The organism is Rhizobium hidalgonense, from assembly GCF_002914525.1.
Taxonomy (GTDB): Bacteria; Pseudomonadota; Alphaproteobacteria; order Rhizobiales; family Rhizobiaceae; genus Rhizobium; species Rhizobium hidalgonense.
In genome coordinates, this window is sequence record NZ_LODW01000049.1 from 44991 (window position 1) to 61826 (window position 16836).

15 protein-coding genes are annotated in these 16836 nt (G+C 61.3%); 6 read left to right on the top strand and 9 right to left on the bottom strand.

Annotated features, from left to right (window positions below):
* Positions 1-23 precede the first annotated feature (23 nt).
* Positions 24-941 (bottom strand): Flp pilus assembly protein CpaB, encoded by a 918-nt coding sequence (gene cpaB / locus ATY29_RS12380; protein WP_097536428.1) that lies wholly within the window; start codon positions 939-941, stop codon positions 24-26.
* Positions 942-1039: 98 nt separating this feature from the next.
* Positions 1040-1237, bottom strand: coding sequence for a Flp family type IVb pilin (locus ATY29_RS12385; protein WP_003569289.1), 198 nt, complete (start codon positions 1235-1237; stop codon positions 1040-1042).
* Positions 1238-1496: 259 nt separating this feature from the next.
* On the opposite strand from ATY29_RS12385, the gene ATY29_RS12390 reads away from it, so the two are divergent.
* On the top strand, positions 1497-2015 hold the full coding sequence (locus ATY29_RS12390; RefSeq protein WP_097536430.1) for a prepilin peptidase: 519 nt from the start codon (positions 1497-1499) through the stop codon (positions 2013-2015).
* Positions 2016-2318: 303 nt separating this feature from the next.
* Here ATY29_RS12390 and ATY29_RS12395 read toward each other — a convergent pair whose 3' ends face one another.
* From ATY29_RS12395 to ATY29_RS12405, 3 genes are all read right to left on the bottom strand, one after another.
* Positions 2319-3080: a slipin family protein gene (locus ATY29_RS12395; protein ID WP_097536432.1), complete on the bottom strand. Its 762-nt coding sequence runs from the start codon at positions 3078-3080 to the stop codon at positions 2319-2321.
* Between the two features lie 29 nt (positions 3081-3109).
* Positions 3110-4519, bottom strand: coding sequence for an NfeD family protein (locus ATY29_RS12400; protein ID WP_097536434.1), 1410 nt, complete (start codon positions 4517-4519; stop codon positions 3110-3112).
* Between the two features lie 191 nt (positions 4520-4710).
* Positions 4711-6078 carry an aspartate aminotransferase family protein gene (locus ATY29_RS12405; protein WP_025415746.1) on the bottom strand — a complete coding sequence of 456 codons (1368 nt, stop codon included), beginning with the start codon at positions 6076-6078 and terminating at the stop codon, positions 4711-4713.
* A gap of 80 nt (positions 6079-6158) precedes the next feature.
* Between ATY29_RS12405 and ATY29_RS12410 the strand changes: the two genes are divergently transcribed.
* On the top strand, positions 6159-7511 hold the full coding sequence (locus tag ATY29_RS12410; RefSeq protein WP_097536447.1) for a glutamine synthetase family protein: 1353 nt from the start codon (positions 6159-6161) through the stop codon (positions 7509-7511).
* 17 nt (positions 7512-7528) lie between these two features.
* On the opposite strand, the gene ATY29_RS12415 is transcribed toward ATY29_RS12410, so the two are convergent.
* Positions 7529-8473, bottom strand: coding sequence for a diacylglycerol/lipid kinase family protein (locus tag ATY29_RS12415; RefSeq protein WP_003569303.1), 945 nt, complete (start codon positions 8471-8473; stop codon positions 7529-7531).
* A 301-nt stretch (positions 8474-8774) separates the two neighbouring features.
* On the opposite strand from ATY29_RS12415, the gene ATY29_RS12420 reads away from it, so the two are divergent.
* Together ATY29_RS12420 and mgtE are read left to right on the top strand one after the other, a co-directional pair.
* Positions 8775-10001, top strand: a complete 1227-nt coding sequence (locus ATY29_RS12420) for an MFS transporter (RefSeq protein WP_097536449.1) — start codon at positions 8775-8777, stop codon at positions 9999-10001.
* A 261-nt stretch (positions 10002-10262) separates the two neighbouring features.
* Complete coding sequence (mgtE, locus tag ATY29_RS12425) at positions 10263-11636, top strand: magnesium transporter (RefSeq protein WP_097536451.1); 1374 nt, start codon at positions 10263-10265, stop codon at positions 11634-11636.
* A 71-nt stretch (positions 11637-11707) separates the two neighbouring features.
* On the opposite strand, the gene ATY29_RS12430 is transcribed toward mgtE, so the two are convergent.
* Positions 11708-12229: an Lrp/AsnC family transcriptional regulator gene (locus ATY29_RS12430; protein ID WP_193550355.1), complete on the bottom strand. Its 522-nt coding sequence runs from the start codon at positions 12227-12229 to the stop codon at positions 11708-11710.
* Positions 12230-12326: 97 nt separating this feature from the next.
* On the opposite strand from ATY29_RS12430, the gene ATY29_RS12435 reads away from it, so the two are divergent.
* The gene (locus ATY29_RS12435) at positions 12327-13232 is read left to right on the top strand and encodes a DMT family transporter (RefSeq protein ID WP_097536455.1); all 906 of its coding nucleotides are present in this window, start codon (positions 12327-12329) and stop codon (positions 13230-13232) included.
* 66 nt (positions 13233-13298) lie between these two features.
* Here the strand turns inward: ATY29_RS12435 and ATY29_RS12440 are convergent, their stop codons facing one another.
* Complete coding sequence (locus tag ATY29_RS12440) at positions 13299-13913, bottom strand: L,D-transpeptidase (protein WP_003569314.1); 615 nt, start codon at positions 13911-13913, stop codon at positions 13299-13301.
* Positions 13914-14050: 137 nt separating this feature from the next.
* A complete protein-coding gene (locus tag ATY29_RS12445; protein ID WP_097536457.1) occupies positions 14051-15715 on the bottom strand; it encodes an electron transfer flavoprotein-ubiquinone oxidoreductase in 1665 nt (554 codons plus the stop codon).
* 247 nt (positions 15716-15962) lie between these two features.
* On the opposite strand from ATY29_RS12445, the gene ATY29_RS12450 reads away from it, so the two are divergent.
* Positions 15963-16751, top strand: a complete 789-nt coding sequence (locus ATY29_RS12450) for an SDR family oxidoreductase (RefSeq protein ID WP_003569317.1) — start codon at positions 15963-15965, stop codon at positions 16749-16751.
* The last annotated feature ends 85 nt before the right edge of the window (positions 16752-16836 follow it).

The following is a 16836-nucleotide window of genomic DNA, read 5'->3' on the forward strand; positions in this document are numbered from 1 at the left end:
ATCTGCGGCACGCCGGCTAAACATCACTGGATCAGGCCGACTCGGTGCTCCTCGCGCTTCGTCGTGTTCCAGACCCCCACCGTCACCCACTTCGGCTCGACCGGCAATACCGGTTCGACTTTTTGTTCCACAATCTGCACTTGTTTTTCAGCTTCTGGCAACTTATTCTTTTCCAGATCATTGCCGAGCTCTGTCGCCATCGCCCCGCCACCGAGGTCGGCGACGGTGATCGGCCGGGTCTGCTCGACGGAGGCAGAGGCAATATTGCGAAGGGCCAACGAGAGCGTGCCGATGCTGGAGCCGAGGGTAAGGCGCTGCGCCTCATCGGTCGTGACCTCGAAGGTCACGGTTTTGACGACGGAGGGCTCGTCCTTGCGCTCGTCCGCGGTCTGGTCCACCGCCAGCACCTTGACGCCTTGCAGCAGCACGTCGACGAAGGTCTGATCATTGCCGGCCGGCCCGCGCACGACCCGCGTCAGAAGCACGTCGACGCGATCGGAAGGCCTGACGAAGCCGGCAACGCCGAGCACGTCGTTGACACGGATGGAGACCGCCTTCATGCCCTGGTCGAGCGCCGCCGACAGCGTGGCGCGTTCGCCGGCGCCCGTGATTTTCGAGGAAAGCACCGGCTCGCCGGGATCGATCGCCGCCATGGCATAACGCGGCTGGGCATCGCTGCCGACGACCGTCTCGATGCTGACGAACGAGCCTGCGGGTGTTTCATTGGAGGGCCATGGGATGGCTCTGAGATTTTCGGGCCGGATCCGGTCGCCGAAGCGCATCGGTTTGGCGGCGACAACGAGTGTCCGCTCCTCGGCCTTCACGCCGTTCATCGCCAGCAACCTGGCCTTCTGATCGGAGAGATACTCGCGCATGCCGAAAACTGCTGCTGCTGCGAGGACAAACGCAATAACGAGACTTAAAATCGTTGAAGAACGCATCGCAGTTACTCGCTACACTGGACGGAACGCATCCATTCATTGCTTCTAAATTAGAAGAGAGGGGTTAACAAAACCCCTCGCTTCTTCGAACGCCGATATCAGGCTGCTGGAGCGGTGAGGTTGGCCGTAAACCAGCCTGCCCAGCCGTTCCAAACGGTAGCCAGATTGGTGCCGGCCAATGTCACCGCCGTGATCACGCCGCCGACCAGCAAGGCAAGCAGAATGAGGTATTCGGTAAGTGCGACGCCGTCTTCTTCCCGCGCGAAAGCGCGTACGCAGTTTACAAATGCTTTCATCGAGAATTACCTCCCAGGTAAGTTGTGCGCCGTAATTTCCCCCGGCCGCCCTGTCGTCGAGACCGCCCCTTCGACTGGTTGTATTAATAATCTGTTAAGTCTAAATTAGTCAATCGTTTTATACATGGACGATATACATCTATACTTTTATGGTTAAGACCAAAGTCCGAATAACCTGGAGTAAATACCAGCCAGCGTCGCAGATTCTGAATTAAACTAACGTACAAGTAGGTTAAATAGCCAAAGAAGGTTGCGTTCCATGCTGAAAATGCTCTTCGTTATTAATTCACTTTCAGTATTACTTTTTCTCTACGCGGCATGGACAGATTTCCGCACATGGAAGATCCCCAACACGCTCGCTCTTGCGCTCGTGACACTTTATGCATTGCGCGCGGCGGCCGTGATGCTCAGCTCCGAGGATGTCGGCGCTGCGCTGTTTGCTTCCAGCGGAATTGCCGGCGACGTCGGAGCCGGTCTGCTGATGTTTGCGCTCGGGGTGGCGCTCTGGGCTCTCCGGCTGTTCGGCGCAGGCGACGCCAAGCTTTTCCTGCCGATCGGCCTTTTTGTCGGATGGCACGGAATGCTGCCGTTTTCGTTCTTCCTCCTCGTCCTCGGCATCGTGACGCTGCTGGTCCTGCGGCTGCCGGTGCCATTGCCCGTCGCACACCTCGCCTTTTTCTTGCGCATCGAAGAAATCCGGGCAAGCCGGAAGATACCTTATGGCGTCCTCATGGTTTTCGCCGTGCTCCTCACCTTGGCCTTGCCCATGATCCGATAGCAGCTGCAGCTACGGTGACCCGGCATCGACATGCTTCCTCGCAAGAGCACCTTTGCCAAAGCGTTCAACTTTGGTGGTGGCGGATGTCAGGGGCAATGGCATTGTGGGGAATTGGGTTGTTTGACCTTGACGGCCGCCTTCGGAGTTCAGCAGGATGCCCGCTTCCAGATAGCCGCAAGCGAAGTCGGCAGCGAGGAGACGCTCTTCAAGCGTGCCTTGAGGGCCGCAAAGAGTAATTGTTCATCTGACCCGAAGTAAAGCGCAGGTAAGCCTGGATCCGTCATCAACGCCAGTGCCGGTCGATCACTTCGGCTTAATGGTCATCAGATTGCCGAACTCCATCGGGAAGGGGAATAAAATCGTCGAAGTCTTCTCGCTGGCGATGACATTCAAAGTGCTCAAATAACGAAGTTGCATCGCCTCCGGCTGCTTGGCCAGAATTTCGGCCGCTTCCAGTAGCTTCGCTGCAGCTTGCTGTTCGCCCTCGGCATTGATGACCTTTGCGCGGCGTTCGCGTTCGGCTTCCGCCTGGCGAGCAATTGCACGAATCATCGACTCGTTGATATCCACATGTTTGATCTCGACAGTGGCTACTTTAATTCCCCAAGCATCCGTCTGAGTGTCAAGGATTTCCTGAATATCCGAGTTGAGCCTGTCACGTTCCGCCAGCATCTCATCGAGATCGTGCTTGCCGAGCACGGAGCGCAACGTCGTCTGGGCAAGCTGGCTTGTTGCCATCATGAAGTCCTCGACCTGTATTGTCGACTTCTCGGGGTCAATTACCCTGAAATAGATCACCGCGCTGACACGAACCGAGACATTGTCATGTGAGATGACGTCCTGGCTGGGGACATCGAGTACGCGCGTGCGCAAATCGACCCGCATCATCTGCTGGACATAGGGGATCAGCAGAATCAAGCCGGGGCCCTTGACTCCGGTAAAGCGGCCAAGTGTGAACACGACGCCGCGTTCATATTCCCTCAGAATCTTAACCGCGGATGCGAGGATGGCGACCAAAATGACAATGGCCACCACATAGAAGGCAAGATCTGCAAATATATCCATGACTTCTCCTCCTGCTTCCTGGGTGACCGTTAAGTGTCCTTAGGACGGCTGGCGACCTCGAGCGCCAGCCCATTGCGGCCAGTCACGCTGACAGGGTCACCCGCAACAAGCGGTTCGGCGGAAACCGCCTTCCAGCGTTCGCCATGCGCAATGACGTACCCCGTGAGCCCCGTCCAACTCTCAACTTTGCCGGAAATGCCGATCATCTGTTCTGCACCGGTGGCAACCTGGCGCAAACGCGAGGTGAATGCCAGGCGAGCAACGACAAGGCTAAAGGCAAGAGTCGCAAAGGCAATCGCGCCCAGTAGGAGGCGCGACACTTCCAGGCCGGGTACATCGGTATTGAACAAAATCGTTGCTCCCAGGATCACGGCTACCCCGCCGCCAATGCCGAAAGCGCCGAAGCTTGGCGAATGCGCCTCAGCCACAGTCAATCCCACACCGAGGAAAATAAGCCCCAGGCCGGCAAAACTCACCGGCAGCAATGCGAGGGCATAGAGACCAAGGAGGAGGCAGATGCCGCCGATCGTGCCCGGAAGCATTGTCCCAGGTGCGAGAAATTCGAAGATCAGGCCATAGATACCGACCATGATCAGGATGATTGCGATGTTCGGATCGGTAATGACGGAAAGCAGGCGCGTGCGCCAGTCAGGCTCGAATTCCTGCACGACTAAACCGGCGGTGTCGAGCTGGGCGTCCGTTTGACCGACCCGCACCATGTACCCTTGTGCCTTTGCAAGAAGATCGTTGACATCGACTGCCGTGAAATCGATGGCATGTTCGCGCACTGCCGCATTGGATGAAAGGCTCGCAGCTTCGCGGACAGCACGCTCTGCCCAGTCGGCGTTGCGGTTGCGCAATTCCGCAAGCCCGCGAATGTAACCGACCGCATCGTTAACTGCTTTGGCTTCGCTGGCATTGCCTGGAGCTTCTGCCTGTTTGTCACTAGCTTCGCTCGGCTTCTTTTCGGGTTCCGCATCGCCGCCGAAAGGCTTTATGCTGAGCGCGATTGGTGTCGCTGCACCCAGATTGGTCCCAGGCGCCATTGCCGCAATGTGGCTTGCGTAGAGAATATAGGTGCCGGCGCTGGCAGCTCGTGCCCCGCTCGGTGCGACGAAGCCCGCGACAGGCACTGGTGAGGCAAGAATTGCGCGAATGATTTCCCGCATGGAGGTGTCAAGGCCACCGGGTGTGTCCATCTGCAGAATGATCAAGGCCGCTCCACGTTCGCCGGCACGCTGGATGCCTCGTATCACGTAGTCAGAGATCGCGGGCCCAATCGCGCCGTTCACCTTGAGGACGACAGCGGCTCGGTTGGACTCCGACGCCGACGGTGCGGCGAAGCCAAAAGCTGAGAGCAGCAAAAACAACAAAGTGAAGATTGGCGGTTGCCATCGCCAACACCTTAATCCGCGCGTGACAATCTGCGGAACGTACATAGCATTTAATGTATGTCGGAAATTACAAACAAAAAGGAGAAGGCGTCTCAAGATTTACGAACAAGCGAAGAACGGCAAGCTCAAGTTTCGCTTGCATGGTTGGTTTAAACCTCAAGCTGGATGAGTTCCGGAGCCAATGATGATGATTACCGTTACGGCTTCCTACGGTGACCCGGCATCGCTGAGCGGAGTTACGACTTCAATTCCTTCCAGGCCGCATCCAGCGCCAGTCTGGTCATCGCGACCATCTCGTCCACCTCCGCGTGGGTGATAACGAGCGGTGGCGACGCTAGCATGCGGTCGCCGGTGGCGCGCAGCACGAGGCCGTTCGCCAGCGCGTGGTTGCGCACCAGCGCCCCGATCCGATCGGGCTTGTCAAAACGGGTGCGCGTGCGCTTGTCGGCAGCAAGCTGCAGGGCGCCCATCAGACCGATGCTGACGGCCTCGCCGACCAGATCATGCTCGGCGAGCGCCGCCCAGGCCTTGCCGAAATAGGGACCGATGTCGTCGCGTACCCGTTCGACCAGTCTTTCCTCCTCGATGATGCGCAGGTTTTCGAGTGCGGCGGCGGCACAAACCGGATGGCCGGAATAGGTGAAGCCGTGATTGAAGTCGCCGACCTCGTTGATCAGCACATCGGCGATGCGGTCGCTGACGAGCACGCCGCCGATCGGCAGGTAGCCGGAGGACAGCCCCTTGGCGATCGGTGCCAGATCGGGCTCGACGCCGAAATGCTGGTGGCCGAACCAGGCGCCAAGCCGGCCGAAACCGCAGATCACCTCGTCGGTCACCAGCAGGATATTGCGCGCCTTGCAGATGCGGTCGATTTCCGGCCAGTAGGTTTCGGGCGGGATGATGACGCCAGCGGCGCCCTGCACCGGTTCGGCAACGAAGGCTGCGACATTTTCCTCGCCCAGTTCATCGATCTTCGCTTCGAGCTCGCGAGCGACCTTGAGGCCGAATTCGGCGGGCGAGAGATCGCCGCCCTCGCCGTACCAATAGGGCTGGCCGATATGGACGATACCAGGGATCGGCAGGTCACCCTGCTCATGCATGTATTTCATGCCGCCGAGGCTGGCGCCGGCAACGGTCGAACCGTGATAGCCGTTTTTTCTCGATATGACGATCTTCTTCGACGGTTTGCCAACGGCGCTCCAATAGACGCGGGCCATGCGGAACCAGGTATCGTTCGCCTCCGAACCGGAGCCGGTGAAGAAGATGTGGTTGAAACGCTCGCCGGCATGTGAAGTGACCTTCTGGGCCAGCAGCGTCGCCGGCGTCGAACTCGTGCCGAAGAAAGTGTTGTAATAGGGCAGCTCGTTCATCTGTCTTGCGACCACCTCGGTGATCTCCCGGCGGCCATAGCCGATATTGACGCACCAGAGTCCGGCGAAGCCGTCGAGATATTTCCGGCCATGGTTGTCGAAGATGTGGCAGCCCTCGCCGCGCTGGATGATGCGCGTGCCTTCGCCATTCAGCTTCTTCATGTCCGCGAAGGGATGCAGGTGATGGGCGGCGTCGATCGCCGCGAGGTTCGAGGGCGGATAAGTATCGGGCATGAGGTAAAGACCCTCGCGGATTGAAAGGTTGCTGTCGATCAGATAGGAGCTTGGCCTTATCCCGGAGGATTTTCAAGGTCATGGCGAGCGATAGGACGGACGGCAAGGCCGAGGGCGGCGACCCGCGTTTCGAGATCCTGATCGTCGGCATGAACGGCGATCTGCGCGGCAAGCAGCTTCCATCAGGCGCCGCAGACAAGGTCTGGGCCGGCGAAATCCGCCTGCCGACCTCGACGCAATCACTCGACATCTGGGGCGACGACAATGACGACATTACCGGCCTGTCGCTGACGATCGGCGATCCCGATGGCAGGGTCGTTGCAGACCGGCGCAGCCTTGCGCCGATGCCCTGGGCGCCGGAGGGCTCGATGCAGGTGCTCGCCAGCATGCACGAATTTGACGGCAGCCCGAGCTTCATGGACCCGCGCGCCATCCTCGCCTCGACACTGGAACGTTATGCCTCGCGCGGCCTGACGCCTGTGGTGGCGACCGAGCTGGAATTCTACGTGATGTCGGGAGACTGGCGCGAGACCGGACGCCCCTCCCCGCCCGAAAGCCTTACCTATCGCGGCGAACCGAACGGTTTCCAGCTTTACGACATGAGCGCCGTCGACGCGCTCGACGACTATCTCGGGACGTTGAGGGCCTATGCGAAGGCGCAGGGGCTGCCGGCGGAAGCGACGACGGCGGAGTTCGGTCCCGGCCAGTTCGAGGTCAACCTGCTGCACCGCCCCGATGCGCTGGCGGCCGCCGACGACTGCCTCTACCTCAAGCGCATCGCCGAGCAGGCGGCGCGCCGCCACGGGCTGAAATCGACCTGCATGGCCAAGCCCTATTCCGAGCACGCCGGCTCCGGCCTGCATGTGCATGCGAGCGTCATCGACAGGCAAGGCCGCAACATCCTCGACGCCAAGGGCGGCGAGCCGAAGCGGCTCAAATCGGTTGCTGCCGGGCTGCTCAATAGCATGCGCGAGGCGCAGCTGATCTTCGCCCCCTTCGCCAATTCCTACCGCCGTTTCCAGCCGGGCTCGTTCGCGCCCGTCGACCTCACCTGGGGCAGCAGCCATCGCGGCACGGCGATCCGCATACCCGACAAGGATGGACCGGCGGCCCGCATCGAGCATCGTGTCGCCGGCGCCGACGCCAATCCCTATCTGCTGCTGGCGGCAATCCTCGGCGGCATGCTCACCGGTCTCGACCACGAACTCGACCCCGGCGAGGAGACGACGCCCTCGCACACGCCGGCGAATACCACACAGCTGACGCATGATTTCCTCAGCGCCGTCGAGATTTTCCGCGCCTCGCCCTTCATCGCCGATATCTTCGGCGCGCGCTATCAGGCGCTTTATGGCGACACCAAGCGCAAGGAAGCGCTCGCGCATCTGCGCACCGTCTCGGATTTCGACTATCGCACCTATCTGCCGCGGCTCTGAAACTGTCAGCGGCTAACCTAGGCAGCCGGTTCTCGGCGCTCATCCGCATCCACCTGGGCGGCGAGACCCTGCTTGACAAGCACCTTCAATTCGCCCGGATGCAGCCTAATCGAAACATCGCGTTCGAGCGGCAGCAACTCGCCGTCGATGACACAATTGGCCTTGGAACGCAGCTTCGGGAAATGCAGACGCACTTCGGCCGGGTGCATCACCATGACATCGGCATTCTCGCGCACCTTGCCGCGCAGCATATCGATGGCGAGACGGGCGACGCCGAGCGGCTTCAGCGGATTTGCCGCATAGAAACCGAGTTCGCCGCTTGTCAGATTATCGGCGTAAAGCAGCGCATTCTCGCCGAACGGATTGTTGGAAACCGAGATTGCCGACACCCAGCGGCGTTCGCGCATGCCGGCCGCCTCGAACTCGACCTCGAATTCCGGCGGATTGAACACGACACCCAAGGCCGCCTTTGTGCTCGCCCGGATCTTGCCGAGCCGCGAACGATAGCTGTAGGCGTTGCGGTAACGGACCATGCGGGCATGCAGGCCGGCGGAAAACTGGTGGATGAAGGGGCGGCCGTTGGCGCTGGCAATATCGACATTGTCGATCTCGCCGGAGGCAAGCACATCGAGCGCCTGCCAGATATCGAGCGGCACGCGCAGCGAGCGGGCAAAGAGGTTCATCGTACCGGCGGGCACGACGCCGAGCGCAATGCCGTTTTTCCAGGCGATCGATGCCGCGGCCGAAATCGTGCCGTCGCCGCCGCCGGCGACGATCCCGTCGATATCGTCGCGCTTGGCCGCCCGCTCCATGGCGGGAATGATCTCCTTTCCGGAGAAGACGATGGCGTCGAAATCGTGCCCCGCTTCGCGGAATGCTTCCTCCGCCCTCTTTTCGTAGGCCAGCATATCGGTGGTCCTGAAGGTGCCGCCGTCGCGATTGAAAAAGCCTACAAGCTTCATAAGGGCTCCCGTCCCTGGCGCGGAAATGGTCCTGCCTTGCATCTCAGATGGTTGCGGCATTGGCGATTTCAAGCGCATCCGCCTTTCCGGAAGAGTATCCGAAATGCAAATACTGCAACTGATATATGCACATAGCAGGACGCTGCACTGCGAAAAATGCACTCGACGCCTGCCGGTACATCACGGATAGATCACATATCGGAGAGATCGTCTCCACTTCCCGCCAGATACCCACGATCGCCTCGCGGCCTCGCTTGCGCCGGGGCCATTGCCAAGCAGAAAACCGTCCCGAGGAGCTCTCATGAGTGAGATCACCGTCAACGATTCTATCGATAGCCAGGATGAAGGGCTGCCCTCGGCAACGACAGTGGCGCTGGTCCAGCTGGCGCTCGCCTGTGGCGGCTTCGGTATCGGCACCGGCGAATTCGCGATCATGGGTCTGCTGCCCAATGTCGCCGCCACCTTCTCGGTGACGACGCCGCAGGCCGGCTACGTCATCAGCGCCTATGCGCTCGGCGTGGTCATCGGCGCGCCTGTCATCGCCGTGCTCGCCGCGAAAATGGCGCGCCGGACGCTGCTGCTGACACTGATGCTGATCTTTGCCGCCGGCAACATCTTCAGCGCCATGGCGCCGACCTTCGAAAGTTTCGCGCTGCTGCGCTTCATCAGCGGCCTGCCGCATGGGGCCTATTTCGGCGTCGCTGCGCTTGTCGCCGCCTCGATGGTGCCGGTGCATCGCCGGGCGCGAGCCGTCGGCCGCGTCATGCTCGGCCTGACGGTCGCAACCCTTCTCGGTACGCCCTTGACGACATTCTTCGGCCAGTCGCTCGACTGGCAGATCGCATTTTTCTCCGTCGGCGTGCTCGGCCTGCTGACGGTGGCATTGATCTGGTTCTACGTTCCGAAGGACAGGGTTTCCGAAGAGGCAAGTTTCTCACGCGAACTCGGCGCCTTCCGCCGGCCGCAGGTGTGGCTGACGCTCGGCATCGCCGCCGTCGGTTACGGCGGCATGTTTGCGATGTTCAGCTATATCGCTTCGACCACAACCGAGGTGGCGATGCTGCCGGAAACAGCTGTTCCGATCATGCTGGTGCTTTTCGGCGTCGGCATGAATGCCGGTAATTTCATCGGTTCGTGGCTTGCCGACAAATCGCTGCTCGGCACGATCGGCGGCTCGCTCGTCTATAATATCGTCGTGCTCACCACCTTCTCGCTGACCGCCGCCAATCCCTATATGCTCGGCCTCTCCGTCTTCCTCGTCGGCTGCGGTTTTGCCGCCGGTCCGGCGCTGCAGACGCGGTTGATGGATGTCGCCGCCGATGCGCAGACGCTGGCGGCCGCCTCCAACCATTCCGCCTTCAACATCGCCAATGCGATCGGCGCCTGGCTCGGCGGCCTCGTCATCGCCTGGGGCTATGGTTTTGCGGCAACCGGTTATGTCGGCGCGGCCCTCTCCTTCCTCGGTCTCTTCGTCTTTGCAGCCTCGGTGCGTCTGGAGCGCCGCAGCCGAAGCGCGCAGGCCGCCTGAGCCCCTTCATCTGCCATGCGGGGGTGCGACATTCTGGCGTTAAGCATTTACCCAGCTTGACTTTTTTCGCGTTCGGGACCACCTACCATCTCACGCGGAAGGCACCTGCCTTCCGCGGATTTCAACGGAGCCATCTTAACGATGCCAAGCGACAGTAGCAGTCGATTGCCTTTGCCGTACGCGGCCCTCGTGCGCTGACCGACTCCTGTCGGCTCGCCCGTTCGGGACGCTACGGCGGATCGACGGAAAGGCGAGCCTCAAATGAATATCAATCGCTTCCCACTTCGGGCAGGCCATGCCGCCCGTGCCTTCATCAACAATAGCCGCGGCGCAACGATCGCCGAACGCGTCGATGCGTTGAACGCACTCACCGTCCAGGATGCGGGCCGCGTGCTGACAGGCATGCCGCTCGACTATGCCGTCAATATTCTCGACCGGCCGGAGCTTCGCAACGCCGCGCAGATCCTGGCGCTGATCAGTGCCGACGATGCCGCACGGCTGCTGCACGGCATGTCCAACGACCGCGTCGCCGACGTGCTGCTCGAACTCGACGGCGAGACCCGCGCCCGGCTGTTTTCCAGCCTCGACGAACCGGTGCGCATCGCGATCCAGCATCTGATGGGCTATCCGCCGCGCACGGCCGGCGGCATCATGACGACGGAATTCGTCAGCGTACCCGATAGCTGGACCGTCGCCCAGACGCTCGACCATGTCCGCCAGGTCGAACGTTCGCGCGAGACCGTCTACGCAATCTATGTGCTCGATGAGATCAGCCATGCGCTGCAGCATGTGGTGACGCTGCGCCGCCTGATCACCGGCGAGCCGGACGCTTCCATTCTGTCGGTGGCACAGAAGGGCGCGCCGGTTTCGGCCGATCCGCTGATGAAGCAGGAGGATGTCGCCCGGCTGATCCGCAAACACGACCTGCTCGCTTTGCCGGTCACCGACGATCATGGGCAGGTGCTCGGCATCGTCACGGTCGACGACGTCATCGACACGATGATCTCGGACACGACGGAAGCGGCCCAGAGGTTCGGCGGCATGGAGGCGCTCGGCCAGCCCTATATGAAGATCGGCTTTGCCGGCATGATCCGCAAGCGCGCCGGCTGGCTCGCCGCCCTCTTCCTCGGCGAAATGCTGACGGCAAGCGCCATGCAGCATTTCGAAGGCGAGCTGGAAAAGGCCGTGGTGCTGACGCTGTTCATCCCGCTGATCATGAGCTCGGGCGGCAATTCCGGTTCGCAGGCGACCTCGCTGATCATCCGGGCGCTGGCGCTCGGCGAGCTGAAGCTTTCGGACTGGTGGAGGGTGCTGTTGCGCGAGCTTCCGACCGGCATCGTGCTCGGCGCGATTCTCGGCCTCGTCGGCTTCATCCGCATCGTCTTCTGGCAGTCGGCCGGGCTCTACGATTACGGCCCGCACTGGCAGATGGTCGCCATCACGGTGTTTGCCGCCCTGATCGGCATCGTCACCTTCGGCTCGATCTGCGGCTCGATGCTGCCCTTCCTGCTGCAGAAGCTCCGGCTCGATCCGGCCAGCGCCTCGGCCCCCTTCGTCGCCACGCTGGTCGACGTCACCGGGCTCGTCATCTACTTCTCGGTGGCGCTGCTCATCCTCAGCGGGACGCTGCTGTAGAGCCTAAGACCCCTCCCCAACCCCTCCCTTGTGGGGAGGGGTTTTTACTAGTGAGAAAAAAGTTTGGGAAATTATCTTCCCTCGGGCAGTTTCAGCGGTCCATGCGTCTTAATGCTCCGGATGGCGAAGTTGGAGCGGATGTCGCTGACATTCGGCAGGGTCAACAGCGTTTCGGTCAGCAGCCGATCGTAGGCGGCGAGATCTTCCACCACCACTTCGGCGAGGAAATCGGCGGTGCCCGAAATCAGGAAGCAGGAGACGATCTCGGGGATGGCGAGCAACGCCTTGTGCTGCGCCTCGGAATTCTCGCGGCTGTGATGGGCAACCTTGAATTCGACGAAGACGGTCAGGCCGAGCCCGACTTCCTTACGGTCGATGTCAGCCGTGTAGCCGCGGATGATGCCGGAGCGTTCGAGATTGCGGATGCGGCGCAGGCAGGGCGACGGCGACAGGTTCACCTTCTCGGCGATCTCGACATTGGTGGCCCGCGCATCCTCCTGCAGGTATTTCAGGATGGCAATATCGAATTTATCGAGATTTGGCATTTTCTCGATCCTTGTTGGCATGGATTGGCAGAAGATTGCGCATAGCATGATTTTTGAGCTAGAGATAGCAAGGACATGCCCCGGCACCTCAAGCTAATCTTCTCTTCAACCGGACAGGATCCGGATGGAGGAAAGGATTAGGACGATGAGCACGATCGCATTTTCAAACGACAAATCGCCTTCGCAAACCCTCGGTTATGCCGCCGGCACCATTACCGTGCTGATCTGGGCTTCCTGGTTTCTGGCAACCCGCCACAGCGCGACGACGTCGCTCGGCTCGATCGATATCGGTCTCATCCGCTTCGGCATTCCGGCCGTGGCGCTGTCGCCGGTCTGGCTTCGCATCGGCCTGCTGCCGAAGGGTCTGCCGCTGCATCTTTTGGCAATCATGGTTGCCGGCTGCGGCGCGGTCTTCTTCCTGGTGACGACGCTTGCCATCCACTCCACACCGGCAGCCTCGTCGGGCATCCTGCTCGGCGGCTCCATGCCGCTTGCCACCGCACTGATCGGCATTCTGCTGTTTCGGGAGCGGCCGGATGCTACGCGCATCGCCGGGCTGGCGGCGATCGTCGGCGGCGTCCTGATCCTGCTCGCCCGCAGCCTTGCCGATGCCTCCCTGCCTTGGACGAGCTTTGCATTGCTGCCGGCGGGTGCCGTGCTCTGGGCAAGCTATACGCATGCCTTCCGCCGCTCCGGTCTGACGGCCGTTCAGGCCAGCGCGTTGATTGCCGTCTGGTCCTTCCTGATCATGGCGGTGCTCGCCCTCATCTTCGGCATCTCGCTGCCGCAGGCCCCGCTTTCGGAAATCGGCCTGCAGGTGCTGAGCCAGGGCATTCTTTCCGGCCTCGTCGCCATGGTGGCCTATGGCACGGCCGTTCGCACCCTCGGCGGCACACAGGCCGCCGCCTTCACGGCGCTGACGCCTGTTCTCGCGACCGTCGGCGGCGGTTTCCTGCTCGGCGAACCGGTCGGAATTGCCGAAATCAGCGCCGCTGTGATCACCGGCATCGGCGTGGCGCTGTCGACGGGAATTGCGGCGCGGCGCCGTTGAAACACTAAAAGCAAAAGCCGCCGACAGCGATTGCTTCGGCGGCTTTTGCACGTCTGCTGCCCAGGATCAGGCCTGGATGACGACAACCCTGGCGCCGACTTCGACACGGCTATAGAGGTCGATCACGTCGTGGTTCATCATGCGGATACAGCCGCTCGACATGGCAAGACCGATCGATTGCGGCTGGTTGGTGCCGTGAATGCGGAAATGCGTGTCGCCGCCGCCCCGATAAAGATACATGGCGCGGGCGCCGAGAGGGTTATTCGGGCCGCCCGACATGCCGCCGGCGAGCTTGCGATAGCGTTCCTCGCGGCGCTGCATGTTTTCCGTCGGCGTCCAGCTCGGCCATTCGGCCTTGCGGCCGATATAGGCGTTGCCGGCAAAGGCCAGCCCCTCGCGGCCGACACCGACCCCATAGCGCACCGCCCTGCCGTCGCCGAGGACATAGTAGGCGCGCCGGGCCGGCGTATCGACGATAATCGTGCCGGCTGCATGCGTGGTTTCGTAGGCTACTTCCTGACGGCGGAGCTCCGGCTTGATCTTGTCGATCGGCACCTGCTTCAACGGGAATTTTTCATCCGGAAGTGCGGCATAATTCGTCTGGCTGTTCAGGCCGGTCGAAGAGCAGCCGGCGACAAAAAGCGGCAGAGCGATCAGGAAGCCCCGGCGGGAGATCGTCATGAATGTGTCCTTAGTGCGTCAACATGATGTCGCAAGCTAAGGAAATTATGGTTAACGAACGGCTAACGGCGGCCCGCAACAAGTGATCACCAGGGTGTCAGCACGCAAAAAATTGTCGGCGGTGGGGATAATCCGCCTCACATATTCGGATAGACCGGTCCCTCACCGCCCTGCGGCGGTACCCAGTTGATGTTCTGGTTGGGGTCCTTGATGTCGCAGGTCTTGCAGTGCACGCAGTTCTGGGCGTTGATGACGAAGGTGTCCTTGCCGTCCTTCTCCACCCATTCATAGACCCCGGCCGGACAGTAACGCGTCGACGGGCCGGCATAGATGTCATGCTCGGAACGCTTCTGCAGGCCCATGTCCTTGACCTGCAGATGCACTGGCTGGTCCTCCTCATGATTGGTGTTCGACAGGAACACCGAGGACAGACGGTCGAAGGTCAGGACGCCATCCGGCTTCGGATAGGCGATCGGCTTGTGCTGGGAGGCCGGCTCGAGCGACTGCGCGTCGGTCTTGCCATGCTTCAGCGTGCCGAAGAACGAGAAGCCGAACAGCGTATTGGTCCACATGTCGAGACCGCCGAGCGCCACGCCGATCGCCGTGCCGAACTTCGACCACAGCGGCTTGACGTTGCGAACCCGCTTCAGATCCTTGCCGATGTCGGTGGCGCGCCATTCGTTTTCGATTTCGGCGACCTCGTCATGGCTGCGGCCGGCTGTCATCGCCGCGGCGAGCTTCTCGGCCGCCAGCATGCCCGACAGCACCGCATTGTGGCTGCCCTTGATGCGAGGAACGTTGACCAGACCGGCCGAACAGCCGATCAGCGCGCCGCCGGGGAAGGAAAGCTTCGGCACCGACTGGTAACCGCCCTCGGTGATGGCGCGCGCCCCATAGGAGAGCCGCTTGCCGCCCTCGAAGGTTCCGCGGATCGCCGGATGGGTCTTGAAGCGCTGGAATTCCTCGAAGGGATAGAGATAGGGGTTCTTGTAGTTCAGGTGGACGACGAAGCCGACGGCGACCAGATTGTCTTCGAGGTGATAGAGGAAGGAACCGCCGCCGGTCTTCATGCCGAGCGGCCAGCCGAAGGAATGCTGCACCAGGCCCGGCCTGTGGTTTTCCGGTTTGACCTGCCAGAGTTCCTTGATGCCGATGCCGAATTTCTGCGGCTCACGGTCTTTCTGCAGATCAAACTTGGCGATCAGCTGCTTGGCGAGCGAACCGCGCACGCCCTCGCCGATCAGGGTATATTTGCCGAGGAGTTCCATGCCGCGGGTATAGTTCGGGCCGGGCTCGCCATTCTTCTCGATGCCCATATCGCCGGTGGCGACACCGATGACCGCACCGTCGTCATTGTAGAGCACTTCGGTTGCGGCAAAACCCGGATAGATCTCGACGCCGAGTTCCTCGGCCTTGCCAGCCAGCCATCGACAGACGTTTCCGAGCGAAACGATGTAGTTGCCGTGATTGTTCATCAAGGGCGGCATCAACATATTCGGCAGGCGGATCGAGCCGGCCGGACCGAGCAGCAGGAAGTGGTCGTCCTTGACCTCGGTCTTGAAGGGGTGGTCGGCTTCCTCGCGCCAGCCGGGCAGCAGCCGGTCGATCCCAATCGGATCGACGACGGCACCGGAGAGGATATGCGCGCCGACTTCCGAACCCTTTTCCAGCACGACGACCGAAAGCTCGGGATTGACCTGCTTCAGCCGGATCGCCGCCGCCAGACCGGCCGGACCTGCGCCCACGATCACAACGTCGAATTCCATGCTCTCGCGATCGGGCAACTCAATCGTCTCGGTCATTCACTCGTCTCCGCTCGGCGGCGCGCGGCCGTCATCCAATGGGCACTTTCTTGTCAAAACGAGAAAGCATTGTCGAGCCGGGATACGACAAGCAATCTTCAATTCGCACAATGATGTGCCCTGTGGGCTCAAATTTTATAACGTTTACGTTAACGTCAATTTGGGAGCACCATCGAACCGGTCACTCTCCCTTTCCTTTTCCGCCGCTTGCGCCTTATACATCCCTCACAGATATTGGAGGACAATCATGGATCTCGGCATCGACGGCAAACGGGCGCTCATCCTCGCCTCCTCGCGTGGGCTCGGCCTCGGCATCGCCGTAGCACTGGCGCGTGAAGGCGCTAACGTGCTGCTCTGCGGACGCAGCGGCGAGCAGCTGGAGGCCAATTGCAAGGCCATCAATAGCGAAGGCAAAGGCCGGGCCGACTGGATCTGGGCCGACCTCGGCGACGAACGCTTCGTCGAGACGGTAACGAGCGCGGTGAAGGAGAAGTTCGGCGGGCTCGATATCCTCGTCAACAATAGCGGCGGACCGACGCCGGGCACGACCGAGGACATGACGGGTGAAAAGCTCGAGAGCTATTTCCTCTCCATGGTCGCCCGCGTGATCACGCTGACCAATGCGCTGCTGCCCGGCATGAAGGCACAGGGCTGGGGCCGCATCCTGACGGTCGCCTCCTCAGGCGTGATCGAACCGATCGCCAATCTGGCGCTGTCGAATACGCTGCGCCCGGCCCTTGCCGGCTGGAGCAAGACACTTGCCTCCGAAGTGGCGGGCTTCGGCATCACCACCAACCTGCTGTTGCCGGGCAGCATCCTGACGGGCCGTCTCGACGACCTCGACGGCGCGGCGGCAAAGCGGACCGGCAAGAGCCTCGAACAGATCCGCACCGACAAGGAAGCGCGTATTCCGGTCGGCCGCTACGGCCGGGTGGAGGAATTTGCCGCAACGGCTGCCTTCCTGTGCAGCCAGCCGGCAAGCTACATCACCGGCTCGCTGATCCGCTGCGACGGCGGCGCGGCGCGATCCGTCTGACGGCTGCTTTAAAGCGCGTCGCAGCAAACTTGCTTCATGCGACGCGCTTGAGCTCTTGGTTTTATGCGTGTCGTTATCCCGGAAC